Here is a 19,953-nt window from a genome sequence, read left to right on the forward strand (position 1 = left end):
GTGTCTTTGTTCAAAAAACGCGCGGCAAAGCCAGTAAAAGCGCCGGAGGTTTCAGGCGAAAGACGCCATCTGACGATCCTGTTTTACGACATCGTCGGATCGACCTCGTTAGCTGAACGCCATGACCCCGAAACCCTGCGTGCGACACTTGACTTGATCCATGAAGCAGCGCGCGGTGCGGTCGAGGCACATGGTGGTTCGATTGAGCAGGTGATGGGGGACGGCGGCATGGCATATTTTGGCTATCCCGTCGCCAGCGAAGACGCTGCATTTTCCGCAGTGCATGCCGCGCTTGACTTGCTTGAGACACGTAGCAAGATGGCAAGTGCCCCGGACATCCGGATCGGTATCGCCTCAAGCGTTGTCGTTCTGCCCGATACGCCCGACGCTTTGGCCGGGGGGCGGTTGGGCGCGGTGGGTGTGGCACCGAACCTTGCAGCAAGACTTGAATCTGCAGCCCCAATCAACGGCATATTGGTGTCGCCTGCGACCTATGCGTTGACCCATCGCGCCGTTAAATTTCAGGCGGTAGACGGTGTAACCCTTAAAGGGTTTCCCGATGTTTCCCAGGTGTGGCGCCCTCTTGCGCTGCAACCTGTTGCATCGCGTTTCCAGCGGGACAGAGACAGCTCTGGCACATTTACCGGGCGCAAGGATGAAGTCGCCATGCTGAAAGCCGCATGGGCAGAGGCAAAGGTGGGCAGGGGCAGTGCTATCGTCATCCAAGGCGAACCTGGAATAGGCAAATCGCGCATGCTGTCGGAATTGTCCAAAACGGTGGCGGCAGAAGGTGCAGGCGCAAGGTCGGTGCTTTTGCAATGTCAGCCGCGTACCCAGGGCGAAGCGCTTTTCTCGATCGTGGCGTTTTACGAGCGTGCCTATGAAGAAGCCACTGACCAGCGGCTTTCCCATGCTGCCGCCTGTACAGCCGAGCGCCTAGGTGCGCTAGAGGCTGATGAAACCCTTAATTCCCAGAGCCGTCGGGAAGCGATTTTGAACGCAGTTGTTGAAGAGATTCTTGCTCTGGCTGCAGATCGCCCGCTGTTGGTGATGGGTGAGGATCTGCATTGGGCGGATGAGGTTACCTTTGCAGTGCTGGATCGGTTGGCAAAAAGCGTGTCAAAATATCCGCTGTTGATGATAGGCACGTCCAGACCGGTGGCAGGTTTGGACAATCAGAATACCAGTTTCACGCTGTTGCCCCTGTCGCCGATTGCCCGTGAGGATGCCTATGCCTTGATCGACGATGCGGCGCGAATGCCATTGGCCCAGAAAACCAAGAAATGGATTGTCGAGCGTGCCGATGGCAATCCTCTGTTCCTGACCGAACTCACCGCTTTTGCCGTTGAAGCGATGGCCGCAGGCAAGAAGCTATCCGATATCAACGGTGCGCAGGTGGCGAGCCTCAGCGATCTACTTGAAACACGGCTTGAAAGTTCAGGTGTCGCCAAGCGAACGGCGCAGATTGCCAGCGTCGTCGGACGTGAATCCTCCTACTACCTTTTGACAAAGCTCGCGACCGACTATGATAAGCAATCTCTGGATGCAGACCTGCAGCGTTTGGTTGATCATGGGCTGAATGACATTATCGACAACGGATATGCTTATGCCTTTCGTCATGTGCTGATACGCGATGTCGCTTATGACAGCCAGTTGCGGACGGTACGTCAGGAGCTACACGGCAAGATCGTGGATCTGGTTGATGCCGACGCGACCTTGAGCGAAAGCGTGCCGAATATTCTGTTGGCTGAACATTGCCTGGCGGCTGACCGCACGCAAAGAGGCGCGGAATTGCTGTTGCAGGTTGCTGAAGACGCCATCAGACGTTCCGCCTTGCAGGCCCCATACAGGATGCTTGAGCGGGTGCTCACTCTGGCGGGCACGCTTGCCCCCAGCATGGCACGCGATTTGATCCAGTTGCAGGCGATCACTTTGCTTGGACCGCTGGTGACCTTACTTGACGGGCCCCGCACCGCGGCCTCATTGTATGAACGCGGACAGGCACTGTATTTCAGCCTTCCTGAAACAGAGCGGGATGCATTTTTTCCGGTTCTTTGGGGCTGGTGGTTCACGGCCAGCAATCTGGTAGAACAGACCCGTCGCTCCGAGGTATTGATCCGTGACGTGACCCCGCGCGCCGATCCGGAATCACGGTTGCAAGCATTGCATTGCGGTTGGGCCACATTGTTTGACGGGGGGGCGCACGACCGATGTCTTGCGACGATTGCGGATGGGCTTGCGTTGTATGAACCTCAGGTGGGTCATCGCTCGCGCTATGTGTACGGCCATGATGCGCGAGTTTGTGGATTGGGTGAACGCGCCCTGAGTAGCTGGTTGACGGGCCAGGTGCATGCCAGTGCCGAGGCGATTGAGCAATGCGAAGCCTGGGCGGATGAAACCGCGCATCTGTCAAGCTGTTTGCACGGGCTTGATATTGCGTCCCAAGTTGCATTTTTCCGCCATGACCTGAATGAAATTGACCGTATCCTCAATAAAATGACTGAATTGGCTGATGTGGATGCGGTTCCCGCGATCGTTGCCAAACGCAAGATTTTTCGTGGCTGGATGGCAGCCAGCAGAGGGGACAGAGGCCAGATCGAGGCAGTGACCCAAGGCCTTGCCGCTTTGCGGGAATTCGGTGTTTTGGAAGATGTGCCTTTCTACGCTGACATTGCCGCCGAAGTTGCCGCGGCCAGCGGGTCGGCCGATGCAGCGCTTGGTCCCCTGTGCGAGGCGATTGAGGAATCCCGCAACACCGGCCTGACCTATTGGTTGCCGGAACTGTTGCGCCGCAAGGCCGTATTGAGTTCGAAAGACCTCGCGGAAGCGGCGCTGGACGAGGGGTTTGAGATCGCAGCAACGCAAAATGCCCGGATGCTGGCGATGCGCAACATCGCATCCCGCCTTGATTTGGGGATGGCCATACCTGCCGACCAGGCCGCACAGATGGCGACGAAAATTGCGCAGGTCGATGAATGTGCGCTACGCAAAAAGGTTGTGCATGCCTTGGGTTTGTAACCCGCCACCTATTGAGGTGCTGCAGGATGTTCTGGACGCGGATACGGCACATGAACTGACGCCCGAAGAGTTCTGGAGCAACTTGCGCCCTCGGCTCGATGAATTTGGCATTTCGCGGCTTGCGGATATTACCGGATTGGACAGAATTGGTTTTCCGGTTGTACAAGCGATACGTCCCCTGGCCAGATCAAATGCGGTGACCCAGGGCAAGGCCGCGACAATGAGCGGGGCAGCGGTGGGGGCGGTCCTCGAAAGTCTCGAGATGGCGGCAGGCGAAGACATGGCGCGCTTTGCCAGCGTACCAGGTGACGGGGCGCTATGGTCGCCACTCGCGCCGGGTCTGGAAGACGGCAGCATTTGGCCCGATGCAGCGACCAGTTATGTCGGGGCCTGGAATCTTGGTGAGAATGTCGCCTCGGCGTTGCCGCGTGATTTGATTTCAACGGACTTTACCCGCAATGCCCCAGCGGCAAAGGCCCCGATCTTGCGCCATTCGATCGGGCTTGGCGCGGGGACAAACCTTGCGTCGGCGGTGCTGCACGGCTTGCTGGAGTGTATCGAAGCGGATGCAAGATGTCACAGCGAAGCGACAGGACATCTGCACCCCGTCCGGATCGTTCAGGATGACCCGGTCTATGGGGCGATTGCGCGCCAGATCCAAGCGGCTGGACTGCGCATCAGGGTGCAAGCAATGCCGAACAACAGTGGTGTGATCGCAGTAAAAGCTTCAATCATGGAAGCGCCTGGCGCGACCGCCTTGCCTTTGCCTGCCACTGGCTTTGCTGCGCGCCAGACTGCCTCTGCGGCAATCGCTGCAGCATTGGCAGAGGCTGTGCAGGCTCGGCTTGCCGTGATAGCCGGCGCGCGTGAGGATATTACGCAACGGTTTTACAAACACGGGTTCACATTGGCCGAAATTGAAGCTGAATGGGCACGACACAAGGAAACGCCGCTGGTGGGCGACTGTCCTGACACCACCTGCATTTCCTTGCGCGAGATTGCATGTCGGGTCGGGCCCGTGTGCGCGCTGCCCCTCCACTGGGATGCCGATTTGCCTCTGGCGATCGTGCGCGTCGTCGCACCAGATCTGATTGCCGATCCTCTGCGTCTGGTCCCAACATGAGCAAAAATCGCTGTATTGTTTTCCTTGGCCCCAGTCTGCCCCGTTCAAAGGCAAAGGCGATTTTTGACGCTTCTTATCGTCCGCCGGCGGGGCAGGGTGACATAATGCGTGCCTGTGCCGAAGGTCCCTCCGCCATCGGTTTGATCGACGGTATCTTCAAAGACGCCCCGACAGTAAGGCATCGTGAAATTCTTTGGGCGATGGCGCATGGTATACCGGTGTTCGGGGCGGCCAGCATGGGGGCCCTGCGTGCCGCGGAACTGTCGCGTCAGGGTATGATCGGGGTCGGATTGATCTACCGCTGGTACCGGCGCTTTGCGTTGCTGCCCGATGACGCCGTTGCAGTGACCCATGGACCTGCTGCACTGGGTGCGCCTGCCTTGTCGGATGCCTTGGTGGACATTCGGCGTGCATTGTCTGCGGCAACCCGCCAAGGGCTGCTTTCGTGCGACGATGCCAAAGCACATTTGCGCCACATCAAGGCGCTGCCCTTTGCGGAACGGCACCTTCCCCAGGTTGCCGGCGCCGCCATGCCATCGCAAAAAGCTCATGATGGGGCTCAATTGCTGCACCGCATGGCAAATCACAGCGTGAATGACGACTGGCCTGCGACGACCTGTGGCATGCCTCCGATTGTTGATGCATGGCTGGATGATCTGAGCGACGGCGGGATCGAACTGGGCGGCAGCGGTTTTGGAAAACATGATGTCTAATGTTAACAACTTCACAGACTCCCGTTGAAACATATGGTAACAAAGGAAGATGTGTGAATGACGGGCCAGCAATAGGACCGCGCCGCAAACCGGGGGATGTTTAACTTGATGGGCACTGAAGCCTCTATCGGCACGCGGTTCCTGTTGTATCCGCAATCGCCGACAACGCCAGGCTATGAAAAGCCAGAGCTCGTCTGGATCTCGGCCCGTCAGGGTTCGATCCAGCCCGGACCACAGAATGACCGGATGTATGTGGTCAATCCAACGATGCCAAAGAAACACTATGATTATCCCTATTTGCCGCCGTTCAGAGGGGCGAAGGCAGCACCGGTCGAACCGTCCCCCGACGGGCATTTCGATCACATTGATCCGAACAGCCGCGATTTTCTCGGGGTACATGTCTTTGGATCTGTGGCGCGGATACTGGACATCTGGGAAGGGTTTATAGGTCATCGCATCAACTGGCATTTTGCGGAAACCTATGAACGGTTGGAGATCATTCCACTGATTGATTGGGACAATGCACAGTCTGGCTATGGCATGTTGGAATTCGGTTATCGTCCGACTGGCAGCGGCGGGCGCGATTTGTTCGCTCTGAATTTCGATGTAATTGCTCATGAGATCGGCCATTCGATTCTGTTTTCTGAGGTGGGGTTGCCACCCGTGGGTGTGTCACCAACACCGGATCTGTTTGCCTTTTACGAAGGTGTTTCGGACCTCATCTCGCTTATCGGCATGTTGCATTTCGACACGGCCATGGACCGACTGTTGCGCCGCGGATCAGGCAATCTGATGGCGTTGAATGAACTAAACCGCGTGGCCGAACTTGCCGATGAACGCCAGATCAGAATTGCGGGGAATTCCCGTAAGATGGGTGATGTCGGGTTTGAGGTGCATGACCGTTCCCGTCCGTTTACCGGGGCAATTTTTGATGCTTTAGTTCAGACCTACCATGACCTTGCGGTTGATCGCGGGCTTGTCGATCTACCGCCAGGCTCGATCGCGGATGCGCGGGATTTCGATGCTGATCTGGAACGGACCTATGCGCGTGCCTTTGAGGCGGATTACGACCTCAAGCATTTTCAACTCAAGGCGGCGCTGGGCGATGCCCGCGATATCATCGCGCAGGGGCTGGCAGATTCCTGGCAACGGCTGAACAGCGAGACTCTGACGTTTGCCGATGCGGGGCTGGCTGTTTGCGCAGCGCTGCAGGCTGCAGGACATGGCAGGGTTGCCGAAGGCCTGGTTGAGTGCCTTGAATGGCGTGACATTATTTCACCATACGATGTTCATCAACTTTGGCAGGGCCGTCCGCGCCCTGTCGTTTGGATTTAAGGGAAAGGACCCAAAATGGACCCCAATGAAATTATTCCACTCATTCCTGACGAATATTACGACCCCTCCGATGTTGTACTGATCGGGTCTCATATGGCACCTTCACCGATGGGGGACGTGTTGAAAGCGAATGCAACCGCCAAGCAACGCGAAGAATACACCGATAAACTTGCCGCAGGAGAGATGCACATCCGTTGCGACTTTGCTGATAAGCTGATCCTGACAGCGAAATCCAAGGACGGCGCAAATTCGGGGCCAGGTGCCGAAGATGAATGTCCGACGATCGCGTTGATCTATGCCTATGGTTATGAAGGCCATAACTACCGTCTGGATAAACCGCGTATCATGATCGTAGAAGGGCGCGGAAAACCATACAAGACCGATGGCAGCAATGACCCCTCTGCGTCCTTGACAGGTGTGTTGTACATGTGGCGCATGTCCAAGCACCATCATACGATTTCGATTGAGGTAGAAAGCGGTGAATTGGAAAAACTGGTGTTGGAGGCAAACCAGCCAGGCAATCGGGCAGTCAATTCCTATGGCGCCCACATGCAAATGTCGCATCGCGGCGGCAAACATTGAATCCCTCTACCTGATCCGTGAACTGCGGGTCGGGTTCTTTGGGGGAACACGCCAATACGGTTTTATTGTTTAACCAGGTGGATGCCACGGGTCATCGCATCTACCAGGGCCGCGACCTCGGATTTAAGCATCGACAGGGGCACACCGACAAAACGGCCATGGATCGCCAGTTGCACAACCCCATGCACCGAAGCAAACAAGGTTTGGGCACGCAGTCTGAGCGCATCCGGTGGCAAATCAGGGCGAAGCTGTTTTAACGGTGCGATGATTTCTGCAATCAACACCGGATATTCATCTTTGTGCCAATCGGGGATCTCTGCGCCCTCCGGCAGCCGGTGGTTAAATATTGCAGACCACAACGCCGTGTTTTGCAATGCGAACTCAACATAGGTTGCGGCCAATGCCTGCATTGTTTCTGTGGGTGTATCCTCGGCGGTGACTGCATTTTTCAAATCCGCACCAAGTCGCCCCAAAGTGCGCGAGTTCACCAACATCACAAGCTGATCAAGGTCTTGAACAGCATTATACAATCCTCCCAGGGCGCATCCCGCCCTTGCGGTTACATCCCGTGCTTTCAATCCGCGCAAGCCACCCTCACGGATCGCGACCTCGGCTGAATCGATCAGTCGTCTGCGCAGGTTTTCACGTTTCGTTTCTGCTTTACTGGTCATTATATCTCCGAATGGGTTCGGCACCTTGTCGAAATCTCAATGGATTGATCGTCTGTTGTTTCAGATCATATGCATGAACGGCGTTCAACCGGCAAAGTTAAAAGCTGCTCCGCGGCTGGATTTACTGAGACTTCTCGAAGACTGCGCGGATTTTTTGGTATTTTGTAACATATTTTTTCCGAAATCCAGAAAGGATCGGCAGACTGGTAACAGTCGCCGGGCGGTCCAAGCGACGGTCCCTGGCAGTAAGTCAACGTGATGCCGCAATAAAAACAAGTTCCAGTCATTTCATGATCGAAATCAATTCTTAGCAGATAGATTAACCAAGGGTGAATGAACGGCCCGAGCAGATGCACTTTGATAAGAGAATAGCTTTCAAGAAAAATGAACGATGTTCAATTTTATTCTTGAACGATGTTCAGAAATATGTAGATTGAACGCATGAACAGCGTTCAAGAATTTGGAGACAAATATGTTGAGACAACTTTTTACTTTGGTTCGTGGCCGTACTGCCGATGCCTCGCAAGCGTATCTTGATGCCAATGCGACGGCTTTGTTGCGTCAGCAACTGCGCGAAGCAGCAGTTGGCGTAGAAAAAAACCGCAAGGCAGTTGCTGTTGTTATGGCCTATGCCGAGCGCGAGAAGGCCTCACTGGTCCAGATCGAGGACAAGATCACAGACCTGGAAGCCCGCGCCTGCGACGCCCTGGACAAAGGAGCAGATGATATGGCCCTTGAGGCTGCCACTGCTATCGCCAACCTCGAAGCAGAACGTGACGCGACACAGCGCACGATCAAGATCTATTCCACCGAGATCGTTCAACTGCGCCAGACCCTTGGCCAGAACGAAGCATTGCTTAGCGAACTGAAAAGGGGCCAGCGCATCGCAGAGGCAACTTCCAAAACACAACGGCTGCGCGGTGACACACCTTCCTGGACGCAAAGCGATCTTTCGGATGCTTCTGAAACGCTCAAACGCCTACAGGAACGCCAACAGCATAACGAGGCGACAATGCAGGCGATGGCTGAATTGTCGTCTACAGCCTCTGCCGACGCCCTGAGCGACCGTATGGCCAGCCAAGGTTTCGGCGTGCCGAAAAAGACGGCAGCCGCGGATGTCCTTGCCCGCCTCAAGAATGGCAAAGAATGATCCAGATCCTGACAGGATTAATCCCAAACCTTTCCCCCAAAATGCACAACTCTAAGAGGTCAAACCAATGAATGCATATATCGACAAACCTTCCCACGCCTGGAACATGTTTACCTATGCCCAGTTCGCAATTGCGGCAACCATGATGGCGGGTGGTATCTTCTTTCTGGAAGCCAGTTTTGCCGCCAAAGGGTTTTATTCAATGGCTGCAATCATGCTTGTCAGTTCAACTGCTGGCATTACCAAGGCCTTGCGTGACAACGAAGAAAGTACGCGTTTACACAACAAACTTGAAGATGCCCGCACCGAGCGGCTCTTGGCTGAAGTAGGCAAGTCTGACGCGGCCTGAATGTGCCCTTGGTGGCGATCGGGTTGATCTTGATCGCCACCGCGCTTTTCCCCAGATACCGGAGCTTTCGGACATGACACGTCGCACAATCACAGTTGCCTCCGTTGGGCGCTTTGTTGGCCACCTGCTGTTTGCCCTTGTGGCAATTGCAGGGGTGGCCTGGGTCTGGGGTGCCATGTCGGTCCATTTGTCAGGGAACACGTTTCAAATAGGCTTTGCCGCTGTTGTTCTGGCTGCTGTATTCGCTTTTGGCATCCGGTTTTACAAGCGGCGCCTGGGATGGCTCAGCCTGGTCGCGATCGCGGGTGTGATCGGCGTTTGGTATCAGGGCATCACGCCCGCGCAGGACCGCGAATGGGCATTTGACGTCGCACACGGGGTAGGGGCCAAGGTTGAGGGCGACCTGGTGACGCTCTCGAATATCCGAAATTTCAACTGGCGGGACGCAGCCCAGGCAGATCAATCCTGGGAGACTCGCACAGTTGATTTGAACAAGTTGCAATCGGTCGACATGCTGACCTCTGTCTGGGACAATCCCGAAATTGCCCATTTGCTGGTCAGCTTTGGCTTTGTTGACGGACAAAGGGTGGTATTTTCGGTTGAGATCCGCAAAGAATCCCACGAAAGTTTCAATGTCAAAGGCGGGTTTTTCCGTCAATTTGAATTGGTTCTTGTTGCCGCGACCGAAGACGACATCATCAAGCTGCGGACCAATCACCGGCAAGAGGATGTTCGGCTTTATCCGGTCAACCTGAACGCGCAGCAACGCCGGGACTTGTTCATGTCTTATGTCGATCTGGCGCAGGACCTTGAGAAAAACCCCATGTTTTATAACACGATCACTGCAAATTGCACGACCACGGTCTATGGCTTGGCGCGGGTGATCAAGCCGGATATGACCCCTGATTGGCGCTTGGTCTTGTCCGGCCATCTTCCTGACTATGTCGATGGTTTGGGTGGGTTCGACGGCAGTATGCCGATAGAAGAGCGGGTCGAGATGGCCCAGATCACCCCAAAGGCACTCTCATATAGTGGTGCAGATTATTCCTCGGCGATCCGACAGGGTATCACTTCGAAATAGTGGGCGATAACCGATATATTCCTCCAATCCGGTTGGTCAGGCAAACCTTTTGGAACGGTGCACAACCTGGGGGAAGCCGGATCCGCGCCCATATTGCCGGATCCAGAACTGACCCTCACCAGCACTGTCTTGGGTCAACACGACAACGGCGGGCTGGCCGACACAGCGAGGGCCAATGGGAAGGGGCGCGGCGGATCAGTTTCCAGCTAATCAGCTCTTTCAAGAAGGTTAATGCATTCGACCGGGCGATGCCCAGTTCTTCGACAATTTGTTCTGCGTTCATCGGCTTCACGCTTAGAAACAGCAGCGCTTGTATTTGCGCAACCGAGCGATTCACGCTCCATTGGCTTCCCATGTCTCCCCAATAGAGAATGAATTGGGACTTCGCATCAGATAGAAGTTCGTCTTTTGTTTCTGTCATGTCAGAAATTTCAGTCAAAAATGATAGATAGTCAGATGACTGCGTGAGTAGCAGGGCACAAAGGTGCTCATATCCGACTAAAATTGTCAGATTGACATATCTTACCAAAACTATCAGATTTGCAGCGAGTCAAGCCACCCCGATTCCTGTATCGGGCAAGCCCGACAACCGCGACAACAGAGGGCTTTTAGATGCTGTTCACCACAAGGCAAAAGATTCCAGTACCTTATGATCGAAACAAACCTATTACAGAAACAATCGACCCCCATGAGGTGCTATACGCCGCTGCCGCAAGCGAAGGCATGCCAGTTGAATGGGCATATGAGCTTGCTCGGTTGTCGGGCAGGGCAATGGCATGAGTTTTCATTCACCGCCTGTAAAACAAACGCCCTCGGAAGTCCTGCCTGCCTATTCCGCGCGCGACCTTACCGAGGGAGGGGATCTTGCTCAGATCGTACTCGACGGGCAAATCTACACCCTGCGGATTACGCGGGCCGGAAAGTTGATCCTGACCAAATGACAATCAGGCAGGAAAAACGCGGTGGTGTGCCTGTCGGATATATTGCTGAACTGGATGGAATCGAGGCGGTCTCTGTACTGTATTTGCGTTTGTGGTCTGATGGGCCTCACTCGCAGGCGCGCGTGTGTAGGGATCTTGCTGCAGGGCTTGGTACTGTTTGTGGCAGCAAGGCCATCAGGTCGTTCACACAACTCTGTCGTCTTTGCGCAAATCATGGGCGAAGACCGCTGATGCGGCATTCGGTTGATTGTAAATGCCTTGGTGCCGATGAATCCTGTTTTGCCAATTTCATTGCCGCTGCGGCAGAGGGAGAGCACGAAGACGCCATGTTGTTCGCGACGTTGCTGGTACGCAGCGATGTTGCGTCGATGGTGGTTTCTTGTGCTGCAGAATTCGGCCTGGCCTTGAAACGCATGCCTCTCGGCGGCGCAAAAGAAATCACCCCGATGACCTTCCGACCCAAAACACTTCACTAAAAGGACGACAGAATGAAACCGACACAGCTCTTGACCACCGTGGCCATCCTTGCGCTGGCTACCCCTGCCTTTGCGATTGAAAAGTCAGAGGTGGTCAGCACCTATGCTGATATTGCTGGCGCGAAATACGAGGACAGCCTGCTCACCGCGCAGCATTTGCAATCTGCAGTCGCCCGGCTGGTTCAAACGCCATCAGCAGAGAACCTGACTGCCGCCCGTAGTGCATGGCTGGCCGCCCGTGTGCCCTATCAACAAACCGAGGTCTATCGCTTTGGCAATGCCATCGTGGATGACTGGGAAGGCAAAGTGAACGCCTGGCCGCTGGACGAAGGATTGATCGATTACGTTGATGCAAGCTATGGCGGGCCATCCGACGAGAACGCATTTGCAGCTTTGAACATTGTGGCGAACCCGGCTTTCACGTTGTCCGGCAAGAGTGTTGATGCTGCGGAAATTACGCCGACCTTGCTGGCCGACACATTGCACGAGGCGGATGGGGTCGAGGCAAACGTGGCCACAGGGTATCACGCCATCGAGTTTCTGTTGTGGGGGCAGGATCTGAACGGGCATGACCGTGGCGCGGGCGACCGCCCCTGGACCGACTATGCCAAAGGTGAAGACTGCACCAATTCCAATTGCGACCGCCGTGGCGCATATCTGCAGGCAGCGACAGACCTGTTGGTGAGTGACCTTGAGTGGATGGTTTCCCAGTGGACCGCTGATGGGGCAGCACGGGGGGAACTGATGTCTGACACCAATGCGGGACTTGCGACGATACTGACCGGCATGGGGTCGCTTTCATATGGTGAACAGGCAGGCGAACGGATGCGTCTGGGTCTGATGTTGAACGACCCCGAAGAAGAACACGATTGTTTCTCTGACAACACCCACAACAGTCATTATTATGATGGGTTGGGTGTGCAAAATGTCTATCTGGGTGAATATGTGCGTGTTGACGGCAGCCTGGTATCCGGTCCTTCCCTTTCCGACCTGGTTGCAACAGAGGATGCAAACCTTGATGCAGAGATGCGCGGCAAACTGGGTACGACAATGATGGCACTGGCACGGATCAAGACGGCTGCTGAGGCAGGATTTGCATACGACCAGATGCTTGAACGTGGCAATGCCGGCGGAGAAGCCCTGATCATGGGCGGCGTGAACGGGTTGATAGATCAAACCCGCACGATCGAGCGCGTCGTTACCACCCTGGGCCTTGATCAGATTGCCTTTGAAGGATCTGACAGTCTTGATGATCCAAACGCAGTTTTCCAATAAGCCCGAACAACCAGCCTGCCAACCGATGCAATACGCCGGAGAAGAGAGCAACTGTACCTTCGGTCTGATATTGATGCGGGGGTGAAAATCGATTGCCATGCGCCCGTTGTCTGATCTGTCGTTTTGTCGCGGTCGGCCGGGCCATGGTGTTTCCCATTGCCTGAAGGCTTATGTCCAGCGGCACAACCGACGGATCACGCTATTCGGCAGGCTATCGCTTCGGCATTGCGACCGGATCTGTATTGATGGCAATTGGGGGTTCTGGCTGACACAGCAGTTCGTTAAACGGAATTGAAGCTACCGATCAGATCAGCAGCAATATCGGGGAATTGGAAATGGCCTGTGTGACACTTCAAGAAGGGATCAGATCAACCGTCTTGGCATTGGTTGCAGTGGCCATGGCGTCAAGTGCCGCGGCTGAAGACCTTGCAAGGTCACTGGCCTTGGATGATTCACATTTGAACGTGATCCCCAGAACGGCGGATGAGGCGGCAAGAATTGCAAAGGTTACGGCGTTAGCCACCGGTTTTGCAGCGCCACAGCGGTTTGAGGAACGTCCCGGCGGTGCGGCGACCGTGCGGGCGCGCACAGACGCGGATGCCTTTTCCGAGCCATCGGGCAACATCAGCTTTGAAAAGGAACTGGATTTCAAGCTGGGCAACGGCTTGTTTCGCAAACTCTGGGTGTCGTCGCCTTCGTCCACCTTGGCCTCCGATGGGCTGGGTCCGCTTTACAATGCACGCTCCTGCCAGCGCTGCCACATCAAGGACGGGCGTGGCCATCCCCCCGAAAATCCGCAGGACAATGCCATATCAATGTTCTTGCGCGTGTCGATTCCCGGTCAACCGGAGGATGCCATCGCTGAAATAGACGGCTACCTGGCAACCCTGCCTGATCCTACATATGGGACACAGTTGCAGGATTTTGCCATTCAGGGCCATAAATCCGAATACCGGCTTGGCATTACCTATAGCGAAGAAATCATCACCCTGTCCGATGGTGCAGAGGTGTCATTACGCCACCCGGTTTATAGCGCTACAAATCTGGGCTATGGGCCATTGCATGAAAAGGCGATGTTGAGCCCGCGGGTTGCGCCCCAGATGATAGGTCTTGGACTGCTGGAGGCAATTCCCGCTGCTGATATTCTGGCCGCCGCGGATCCAGAGGATGCAGATAAGGATGGTATTTCGGGCCGCGCCAATATCGTCTGGTCCAAAGTACTTGATCGGCCAATGTTAGGACGTTTCGGTCATAAGGCGGGCAATCCGTCCATTCTGGAACAATCGGCCTCTGCCTTTGTCGGTGACATCGGCATTTCAAACCCGATTTTCACTGCAGGGGCGGGCGAATGCACCGATCTGCAAGCCGACTGCCAGGCGGCCCTTCATGGGGACGGCGATGACCGTATTTTCGAAATTGACGCCGAGGGGTTGGATTTGGTGACGTTTTACAGCCGCAATCTGGGTGTTCCTGCACGGCGCGGTGTCAATACCCCGCAGGTGCTGGCTGGCAAGGAAGTGTTCTACAAGACCCGCTGTACGGCATGTCATACCCCCAATTTTGTGACCAACAGGCTTCAGGATCAGCCCGAACAAAGCTTTCAGTTGATCTGGCCTTTTACGGACATGCTTTTGCACGACATGGGGCCTGGCCTTGCCGATCATCGCCCGGAGGCACGGGCAACAGGCACGGAATGGCGCACGCCGCCGCTGTGGGGAATAGGCCTGACCAAACTGGTCAGTGGCCATAGTTATTATCTTCATGACGGGCGGGCGCGGTCGATCCTTGAGGCGATCTTGTGGCACGGAGGGGAGGCGGCAGCGCAGCGCGACGCCGTTATTGCCATGCCGAAGGTAGATCGGGATGCGCTCATCACTTATTTGGAAAGCCTATGAAACAGTTTCTTTTGACTGCAATGCTTTTGCTGGTGCCGCTTTTTGCAACAGCACAAACTGATAACAAAATAATTGTCGAAAGCGTCGAGGGGCATATCCTGCCAAGAATTGATGCTTTGGCAGACAACACCGCACAGTTGGAGATCGCCGCCCGCGACGATTGCATGCCAAACTCTGCTCCACTTCGATCTGCGTATGGACGGGCCTTTGATGCCTGGGTTTCGGCAAGCCATCTGCGGTTCGGCCCCAGTGAAGTGGACGACCGTGCCTTTGCACTGGCTTTCTGGCCGGATAGCCGGGGCGTAACGCCAAGGGCGCTGGCCCAGCTGATTGCGGATCAAGATCCCATCGCGGCAACGCCTGAAGCCTATGCGCAGATGTCCATTGCTGCGCGTGGTTTTTATGCGCTGGAGTTTCTTTTGTACGACGCGGATCTGATACGAGAGGGCGATGCAGATTACCATTGTACCTTGGTTCAGACCGTTGCTGGCGACATCGCAAGGACCAGCTCGGCAATCGCCACGGACTGGCACACAAATTATGCTGCGCAAATGCTGGCCCCTCAGGAGAAAGCCAAATACCGCAGGGCGGATGAAGTCCTGCGTGAGCTGTTCAAGGCCCTGACCACAGGTTTGCAATTCACCTCTGAAACGCGACTGGGGCGCCCCCTTGGCACCTATGACCGTCCGCGTCCCATGCGTGCCGAAAACTGGCGATCGGGACGGTCTGCGCGACACGTCAGTCTAAGCCTTGCATCGCTGCAGGATCTGGCGGCGCGGCTGGCCAATTCTGATCCCGATCTGGCTATGCGGTTGGCCGAGGTATTCGCGCAAGCGCAGGCCAGACTTGATGCGTTGGATGATCCGGTTTTCGCCCGCATTACCGACCCGCAGCGACGATTGAAACTGGAAGTCGTGCAGCAATCCGTGGATAGTATTCGTGAGGTTGTGCGCAACGAACTGGGGCCGAGCCTTGGTGTGGCGGCAGGATTCAATTCTCTGGATGGAGATTGAGATGAACACAAATCGACGTCATTTCCTCGGCGGTTTATTTGCTGCCGGAGTAATTCCAAGCCCGACCTGGGCGGATGTCGGGGCACCGGCCTATCTGTCGGCGGCAGCCAAACCTGAAGGAACATACGCCCTATGTGGCATTGACCAGTCTCTGAATATAGTTTTTGAAATTCCGTTGCCAGCCCGCGGGCATGCGGCGGCAGCACATCCTCTCCGTCCCGAAGCAGTGGCATTTGCCCGTCGGCCGGGCACGTTTGCTATGGTGATCAACTGTTTGACCGGCAAACCCAAGGTCACCATCGAAGCCCCGAGCGGGCGGCACTTCTATGGGCATGGTGCGTTTTCTGCAAGCGGGGACTGGTTATACACAACCGAGAACGACTATGAAATCGGTCGCGGCTGTGTCGGTGTCTGGGATGTGGCGCGAGGCTATGTACGTGTTGCAGAATTCGACAGTGGCGGCATTGGCCCGCACGACGTCAAACGCCTCGCACATTCTGACGTTCTGGTGATCGCAAATGGCGGGATCGACACGCATCCAGAAACAGGGCGCACGAAATTAAATATCCCGACGATGCAATCCAATCTGGCATATATCGAAGGAGGCGTGGTTGTTGACTCATACGCGCTGCCACCCGAGATGCAAAAGAACTCCATTCGCCATCTGGCAGTGGGCACAACAGGTACAGTCGCCTTTGGCATGCAGTGGCAGGCGGACGGCCCTGTCGCTGCTTTGGTAGGGAGACATAGACGTGGTGACGCGCTGGAATTGATGCATGCAACCAGTGACGCAGTGCGTACATTGGAAGGCTATGTCGGCAGTATTGCTTATTCAGCGGATGGACGAACCATCGCGGCCACATCCCCACGCGGCGGTGTCCTGCATCTCTATGACACCAAGGGGATGACACTTGAACGCATCTTGCCGATCACAGATGTCTGTGGCGTTGCCCCCTCGGCGGCAGGACTGTTTGCCACTGCAGGCACAGGTGAGATCCTCGGCGTGTCAAAACGGCAGACCGTCGTCCGGACCACAAGAGGATATAAATGGGACAACCATCTGGTCTCTGTGTGATGCGATCTTTGACAATGTCGACGTTTCCAAGCGGCCGATGACGTTGTTTCCACTGCGGCGAACAAACAAAGTGGATACCCAAGTGAAATAGGCATCAGGTGCCATTTTCATGCGACCAGCCTCGCTTCCCAGCGCTTCTCACGGACACTTTCTTCAAGAAGTGAGATAATCATCGCTTGCATATGCTCCAGCGCGAATGTTTGCGCGCGCGCAGTGCTCTCGATTACGCAAAGCGTTCGGTCCAATGCCGGGCGCATGATCGGGCGGGCGTTGAGGGCGCCGGTCGCGATTTCCCCGGCAAAAATCAGCCGTGTTCCGATCGTCGCGCCTAAGCCCGCGCATAGGCTTTCGCTGATGGTGGTGATCGAATTTACCTGCAATCGGGCACTGGCCTCGATACGCTTCAAGAGGCGCGTATCGCGGGTCAGCGCCCGGGCAGACAATCCCTGTTGCAACAAGATCAGGGGAAGGCGCAGAATATCCTCAAAAGCAATTGGTTCCACGCTTTCACCAATAATTCTTGACTGGCCAACCAGTACAAGATCCTCATCCAGCACAGGTGTGATCCGAATGCCGGGACCGGGGGTGGGATTGAAGGCGACCGCAAGATCAGCCCGGCCATGATGAAGTTCGTCCAGTGCTGCGCCCGAAAGGCTTTCAGTGAGGGTCAAACGCAAGTCAGGGTATTCTTGACTGACCCGCTCGACAAGTTTGAATCCGATTGCGCGATTGGCAGAGCCGGCCATCACCAATGTCACCGATCCTGTCACCCGGTTGGTAGCGGCCTGCATATCCTGCCTGGCGTTTGTCATTGCCGTAAGAATGCCGCGCACATGGCCATAAAACCGCTCTCCTGCCGCTGTTGGCTCCATCCCGCGACGATGCCTGCGAAACAACGTGACGCCCAGTTGCGCTTCGAGGTTGTTCAAATGCAGGCTGAGGGACGAGATCGGCAAACGCAATCTTTCAGCAGCACCAGTCATTGAGCCTTCGTCATAGATCGCTGCAAAACAGGAGAGATGCCGGTCATTCACAGTTTCATCTTTCTATTATTTAGAAAGTTACTGAATATTCTTTGTCATTTTCTGATAGCATTTTCCCGCTTAGTGTAAACCCACTGAAAGGGAGCATTGATGTCCGAACCTGAGTTTCGTCCGCTGGATGGCATTCGTGTCATAGAACTAAGCCACATGATTATGGGACCGGCCTGTGGCATGTTCCTGGCCTTGCTTGGAGCCGAAGTCATTAAGATCGAACCACCTGGTGGCGACAAGACGCGCTATCTTCAGGGGATGGGTCGGCCGATGCATCCACTGTTCAATCGCGGCAAGAAATCGGTTTGTCTGGACACCACGACATCTGCGGGGCAGGCGGCTTTGCACCGGTTGTTGGAGGGCGCTGATGTGCTGGTGGAGAATTTTCGCGATACATCGTTGACCAAGATGGGGCTGGATCTGGACGCATTGCGAGAGCTCTATCCTCGTCTTATTATCAGCGGCTGCAAAGGCTTTCTAAGCGGCCCTTATCAAGATCGCACTGCCTTGGACGAAGTGGTGCAGATGATGACAGGGCTGGCCTATATGACCGGCCCGCCGGGACAGCCCCTGCGGGTGGGGTCTTCTGCGAATGACATCATGGGCGGGCTTTTCGGTGCGTACTCTGTTCTTGCTGCCTTGCTGGAACGTGGGCAGACCGGTGAGGGGCGCAGCATTCGGGTTGGACTGTTCGAAAACTGCCTTTTGCTGGTCGCACAACATATGGTTCAATTCGAGCTCGACGGGGTGAATCCGCCACCAATGCCTGCGCGTGATTTTTCGTGGCCGGTTTACGATGTGTTCCAGACTGCCTCGGGCCAGCAAATGTTCGTTTCCGCAGTGACCGATGGTCAATGGCACACGATCACTGGCTTGCTGGGGCTGGAGCAACTGCGTGACGATCCGCGCCTTCAGGGACGTGAAGCACAGATTGCGGCACGTTCCTGGACCATTCCTATTTTTGCAGAAGCGATTGCCGCTCGCGAGATTGACACATTGGCGACAGAGTTCGAAGCGCAGGGCATTCCGTTTTCGCCCATTTCTCGCCCGGGCGATATGTTTGACGATCCGCATGTGACACGTTCTGGCGGTCTTGACACGTCACGCACCGGATCCGGCGCGGTCTTTAGGGCACCTTCCCTGCCATTCGAAGTAAGGGGAGTCTCAAACAGCCCCGCAGGCGACGTGGCGGATGTAGGGCAGCATACCAAAGCGGTTCTCAGTAGCATCGGGTTGTCGGCTGACGAGATCGCGATCTGTCAGAACACGGTGAACGCCGAATGAGGTGCGCCACAGACATATACCCCCAAGATCGATTGGTGTTGAGAGAGGTCGGGCTGCGCGATGGGTTGCAGATGGTCGAGGTCTGGCCGGATACTGCCGCCAAAATCGACTGGCTCCAACGCGAGCATCACGCAGGGCTGCGCCATTTCGAAGTTGGATCGTTTCTGCCCAAACACAAATTCGCACAGTTTGCGGATGTGGCGAAGGTTGCACAGACTGCGGGTGCTTTGCCGGATTGCCATACGATCGCGCTGGTATTGAATGAACGTGGCCTGATGGATGCCTTGTCCGCAGGCGTACATGAGATTGCCCTGGTGGTTTCCGCGACCGAGGCCCATTCACAGGCCAATCAACGGCGTAGTCAGAGCGCGGCCATTGATCTGGTGCGCACGGCTGTTGGTGCCAGAGGGGGTGGCGGTCCGTTGATCTCTGTCGGAATCGCAATGGCATTCGGATGTTCGATTACGGGTTTGGTCGAACCGGCAGCGGTTCTCGCCTTGATCGAAAGTTGCTTGAAGGCAGGGGCGGATGTGATCGGTCTGGCGGATACCGTTGGATTTGCAGGGCCCCGAGCCGTTGGCGCGTTAACCGCAAAAGCGCAGGCGTTATGCGCGACCGTGCCGCTTTGTATCCACCTGCATGACACGCGGGGCATGGGGATTGCCAATGCATCTGCCGCACTGGATGAGGGATGCCGCATTCTGGACGGATCGTTGGGCGGATTGGGGGGATGTCCCTTTGCACCGGGCGCGACGGGCAATGTGGTGATCGAAGACCTGGTATTTCTGGCGCATGCCAAGGGCTTCGAGACAGGAATCGATCTTGAAAAGCTCGTCGCTGTGCGCAGTGTATTGCAACAGGCAATGCCGCGCGAAACCCTGCATGGTGGCGTGGCGCGTGCAGGACCGCTGCCGATGTAAAGTAAAATACAAAACCAA

General features: G+C 55.7%; 19 protein-coding genes. 16 read left to right on the top strand and 3 right to left on the bottom strand.

Annotated elements, in window-relative coordinates:
- From OS190_RS06610 to OS190_RS06630, 5 genes are all read left to right on the top strand, one after another.
- Positions 1-3,018, top strand: a complete 3,018-nt coding sequence (locus OS190_RS06610; RefSeq protein ID WP_267157870.1) for an ATP-binding protein — start codon at positions 1-3, stop codon at positions 3,016-3,018.
- Positions 3,002-4,141 (top strand): YcaO-like family protein, encoded by a 1,140-nt coding sequence (locus OS190_RS06615; RefSeq protein ID WP_267157871.1) that lies wholly within the window; start codon positions 3,002-3,004, stop codon positions 4,139-4,141. Before OS190_RS06610 ends, OS190_RS06615 begins: the two co-directional genes overlap by 17 nt.
- On the top strand, positions 4,138-4,854 hold the full coding sequence (locus OS190_RS06620) for a TfuA-like protein (protein WP_267157872.1): 717 nt from the start codon (positions 4,138-4,140) through the stop codon (positions 4,852-4,854). The genes OS190_RS06615 and OS190_RS06620 overlap by 4 nt, the downstream gene beginning before the upstream one ends.
- A 105-nt stretch (positions 4,855-4,959) precedes the next feature.
- On the top strand, positions 4,960-6,189 hold the full coding sequence (locus tag OS190_RS06625) for a gluzincin family metallopeptidase (protein WP_267157873.1): 1,230 nt from the start codon (positions 4,960-4,962) through the stop codon (positions 6,187-6,189).
- Between the two features lie 15 nt (positions 6,190-6,204).
- Positions 6,205-6,771, top strand: coding sequence for a hypothetical protein (locus tag OS190_RS06630; protein WP_267157874.1), 567 nt, complete (start codon positions 6,205-6,207; stop codon positions 6,769-6,771).
- 62 nt (positions 6,772-6,833) lie between these two features.
- Here OS190_RS06630 and OS190_RS06635 read toward each other — a convergent pair whose 3' ends face one another.
- Positions 6,834-7,442: a TetR/AcrR family transcriptional regulator gene (locus OS190_RS06635; protein WP_267157875.1), complete on the bottom strand. Its 609-nt coding sequence runs from the start codon at positions 7,440-7,442 to the stop codon at positions 6,834-6,836.
- Positions 7,443-7,914: 472 nt separating this feature from the next.
- Here OS190_RS06635 and OS190_RS06640 point away from each other — a divergent pair, with 472 nt between their 5' ends.
- The 3 genes from OS190_RS06640 (at position 7,915) to OS190_RS06650 (ending at position 10,022) form a co-directional block, all read left to right on the top strand.
- A complete protein-coding gene (locus tag OS190_RS06640; protein ID WP_267157876.1) occupies positions 7,915-8,592 on the top strand; it encodes a PspA/IM30 family protein in 678 nt (225 codons plus the stop codon).
- A gap of 67 nt (positions 8,593-8,659) precedes the next feature.
- Complete coding sequence (locus OS190_RS06645; protein WP_267157877.1) at positions 8,660-8,941, top strand: YiaA/YiaB family inner membrane protein; 282 nt, start codon at positions 8,660-8,662, stop codon at positions 8,939-8,941.
- Positions 8,942-9,014: 73 nt separating this feature from the next.
- On the top strand, positions 9,015-10,022 hold the full coding sequence (locus OS190_RS06650; protein ID WP_267157878.1) for an Lnb N-terminal periplasmic domain-containing protein: 1,008 nt from the start codon (positions 9,015-9,017) through the stop codon (positions 10,020-10,022).
- Positions 10,023-10,137: 115 nt separating this feature from the next.
- Here OS190_RS06650 and OS190_RS06655 read toward each other — a convergent pair whose 3' ends face one another.
- Entirely contained in the window at positions 10,138-10,443 is a 306-nt protein-coding gene (locus OS190_RS06655) for a GbsR/MarR family transcriptional regulator (RefSeq protein WP_267157879.1), read from the bottom strand.
- 355 nt (positions 10,444-10,798) lie between these two features.
- Between OS190_RS06655 and hemP the strand changes: the two genes are divergently transcribed.
- The 6 genes from hemP (at position 10,799) to OS190_RS06685 (ending at position 16,697) form a co-directional block, all read left to right on the top strand.
- Positions 10,799-10,963 (top strand): hemin uptake protein HemP, encoded by a 165-nt coding sequence (gene hemP / locus OS190_RS06660; RefSeq protein WP_267157880.1) that lies wholly within the window; start codon positions 10,799-10,801, stop codon positions 10,961-10,963.
- A 230-nt stretch (positions 10,964-11,193) separates the two neighbouring features.
- A complete protein-coding gene (locus OS190_RS20495) occupies positions 11,194-11,439 on the top strand; it encodes a hypothetical protein (RefSeq protein ID WP_323370621.1) in 246 nt (81 codons plus the stop codon).
- A gap of 12 nt (positions 11,440-11,451) precedes the next feature.
- Positions 11,452-12,714 (top strand): imelysin family protein, encoded by a 1,263-nt coding sequence (locus tag OS190_RS06670; protein ID WP_267157882.1) that lies wholly within the window; start codon positions 11,452-11,454, stop codon positions 12,712-12,714.
- A 398-nt stretch (positions 12,715-13,112) separates the two neighbouring features.
- Positions 13,113-14,609 carry a di-heme oxidoreductase family protein gene (locus OS190_RS06675; RefSeq protein ID WP_267158315.1) on the top strand — a complete coding sequence of 499 codons (1,497 nt, stop codon included), beginning with the start codon at positions 13,113-13,115 and terminating at the stop codon, positions 14,607-14,609.
- The gene (locus OS190_RS06680; protein ID WP_267157883.1) at positions 14,606-15,622 is read left to right on the top strand and encodes an imelysin family protein; all 1,017 of its coding nucleotides are present in this window, start codon (positions 14,606-14,608) and stop codon (positions 15,620-15,622) included. Before OS190_RS06675 ends, OS190_RS06680 begins: the two co-directional genes overlap by 4 nt.
- Position 15,623: 1 nt before the next feature.
- A complete protein-coding gene (locus OS190_RS06685; RefSeq protein WP_267157884.1) occupies positions 15,624-16,697 on the top strand; it encodes a DUF1513 domain-containing protein in 1,074 nt (357 codons plus the stop codon).
- Between the two features lie 107 nt (positions 16,698-16,804).
- On the opposite strand, the gene OS190_RS06690 is transcribed toward OS190_RS06685, so the two are convergent.
- Positions 16,805-17,731 (bottom strand): LysR family transcriptional regulator, encoded by a 927-nt coding sequence (locus OS190_RS06690; RefSeq protein ID WP_267157885.1) that lies wholly within the window; start codon positions 17,729-17,731, stop codon positions 16,805-16,807.
- A 99-nt stretch (positions 17,732-17,830) separates the two neighbouring features.
- Here OS190_RS06690 and OS190_RS06695 point away from each other — a divergent pair, with 99 nt between their 5' ends.
- Together OS190_RS06695 and OS190_RS06700 are read left to right on the top strand one after the other, a co-directional pair.
- A complete protein-coding gene (locus OS190_RS06695) occupies positions 17,831-19,015 on the top strand; it encodes a CaiB/BaiF CoA transferase family protein (protein WP_267157886.1) in 1,185 nt (394 codons plus the stop codon).
- Positions 19,012-19,935 carry a hydroxymethylglutaryl-CoA lyase-like TIM-barrel protein gene (locus OS190_RS06700; RefSeq protein WP_267157887.1) on the top strand — a complete coding sequence of 308 codons (924 nt, stop codon included), beginning with the start codon at positions 19,012-19,014 and terminating at the stop codon, positions 19,933-19,935. Before OS190_RS06695 ends, OS190_RS06700 begins: the two co-directional genes overlap by 4 nt.
- Positions 19,936-19,953: the final 18 nt, after the last annotated feature.

The sequence above is a fragment of the Sulfitobacter sp. F26204 genome (assembly GCF_026410305.1).
Classification (GTDB): Bacteria; Pseudomonadota; Alphaproteobacteria; order Rhodobacterales; family Rhodobacteraceae; genus Sulfitobacter.

What these genes read in the sequence shown, in the direction of transcription:
- OS190_RS06615 (WP_267157871.1), top strand. Translation starts at nt 3,002, where the DNA reads ATGCCTTGGGTTTGTAACCCGCCACCTATTGAGGTGCTGCAGGATGTT.
- OS190_RS06620 (WP_267157872.1), top strand. Translation starts at nt 4,138, where the DNA reads ATGAGCAAAAATCGCTGTATTGTTTTCCTTGGCCCCAGTCTGCCCCGT.
- OS190_RS06630 (WP_267157874.1), top strand. Translation starts at nt 6,205, where the DNA reads ATGGACCCCAATGAAATTATTCCACTCATTCCTGACGAATATTACGAC.
- OS190_RS06635 (WP_267157875.1), bottom strand. Translation starts at nt 7,442, where the DNA reads ATGACCAGTAAAGCAGAAACGAAACGTGAAAACCTGCGCAGACGACTG.
- OS190_RS06640 (WP_267157876.1), top strand. Translation starts at nt 7,915, where the DNA reads ATGTTGAGACAACTTTTTACTTTGGTTCGTGGCCGTACTGCCGATGCC.
- OS190_RS06645 (WP_267157877.1), top strand. Translation starts at nt 8,660, where the DNA reads ATGAATGCATATATCGACAAACCTTCCCACGCCTGGAACATGTTTACC.
- OS190_RS06650 (WP_267157878.1), top strand. Translation starts at nt 9,015, where the DNA reads ATGACACGTCGCACAATCACAGTTGCCTCCGTTGGGCGCTTTGTTGGC.
- OS190_RS06655 (WP_267157879.1), bottom strand. Translation starts at nt 10,443, where the DNA reads ATGACAGAAACAAAAGACGAACTTCTATCTGATGCGAAGTCCCAATTC.
- hemP (WP_267157880.1), top strand. Translation starts at nt 10,799, where the DNA reads ATGAGTTTTCATTCACCGCCTGTAAAACAAACGCCCTCGGAAGTCCTG.
- OS190_RS20495 (WP_323370621.1), top strand. Translation starts at nt 11,194, where the DNA reads ATGCGGCATTCGGTTGATTGTAAATGCCTTGGTGCCGATGAATCCTGT.
- OS190_RS06670 (WP_267157882.1), top strand. Translation starts at nt 11,452, where the DNA reads ATGAAACCGACACAGCTCTTGACCACCGTGGCCATCCTTGCGCTGGCT.
- OS190_RS06675 (WP_267158315.1), top strand. Translation starts at nt 13,113, where the DNA reads ATGGCGTCAAGTGCCGCGGCTGAAGACCTTGCAAGGTCACTGGCCTTG.
- OS190_RS06680 (WP_267157883.1), top strand. Translation starts at nt 14,606, where the DNA reads ATGAAACAGTTTCTTTTGACTGCAATGCTTTTGCTGGTGCCGCTTTTT.
- OS190_RS06685 (WP_267157884.1), top strand. Translation starts at nt 15,624, where the DNA reads ATGAACACAAATCGACGTCATTTCCTCGGCGGTTTATTTGCTGCCGGA.
- OS190_RS06695 (WP_267157886.1), top strand. Translation starts at nt 17,831, where the DNA reads ATGTCCGAACCTGAGTTTCGTCCGCTGGATGGCATTCGTGTCATAGAA.
- OS190_RS06700 (WP_267157887.1), top strand. Translation starts at nt 19,012, where the DNA reads ATGAGGTGCGCCACAGACATATACCCCCAAGATCGATTGGTGTTGAGA.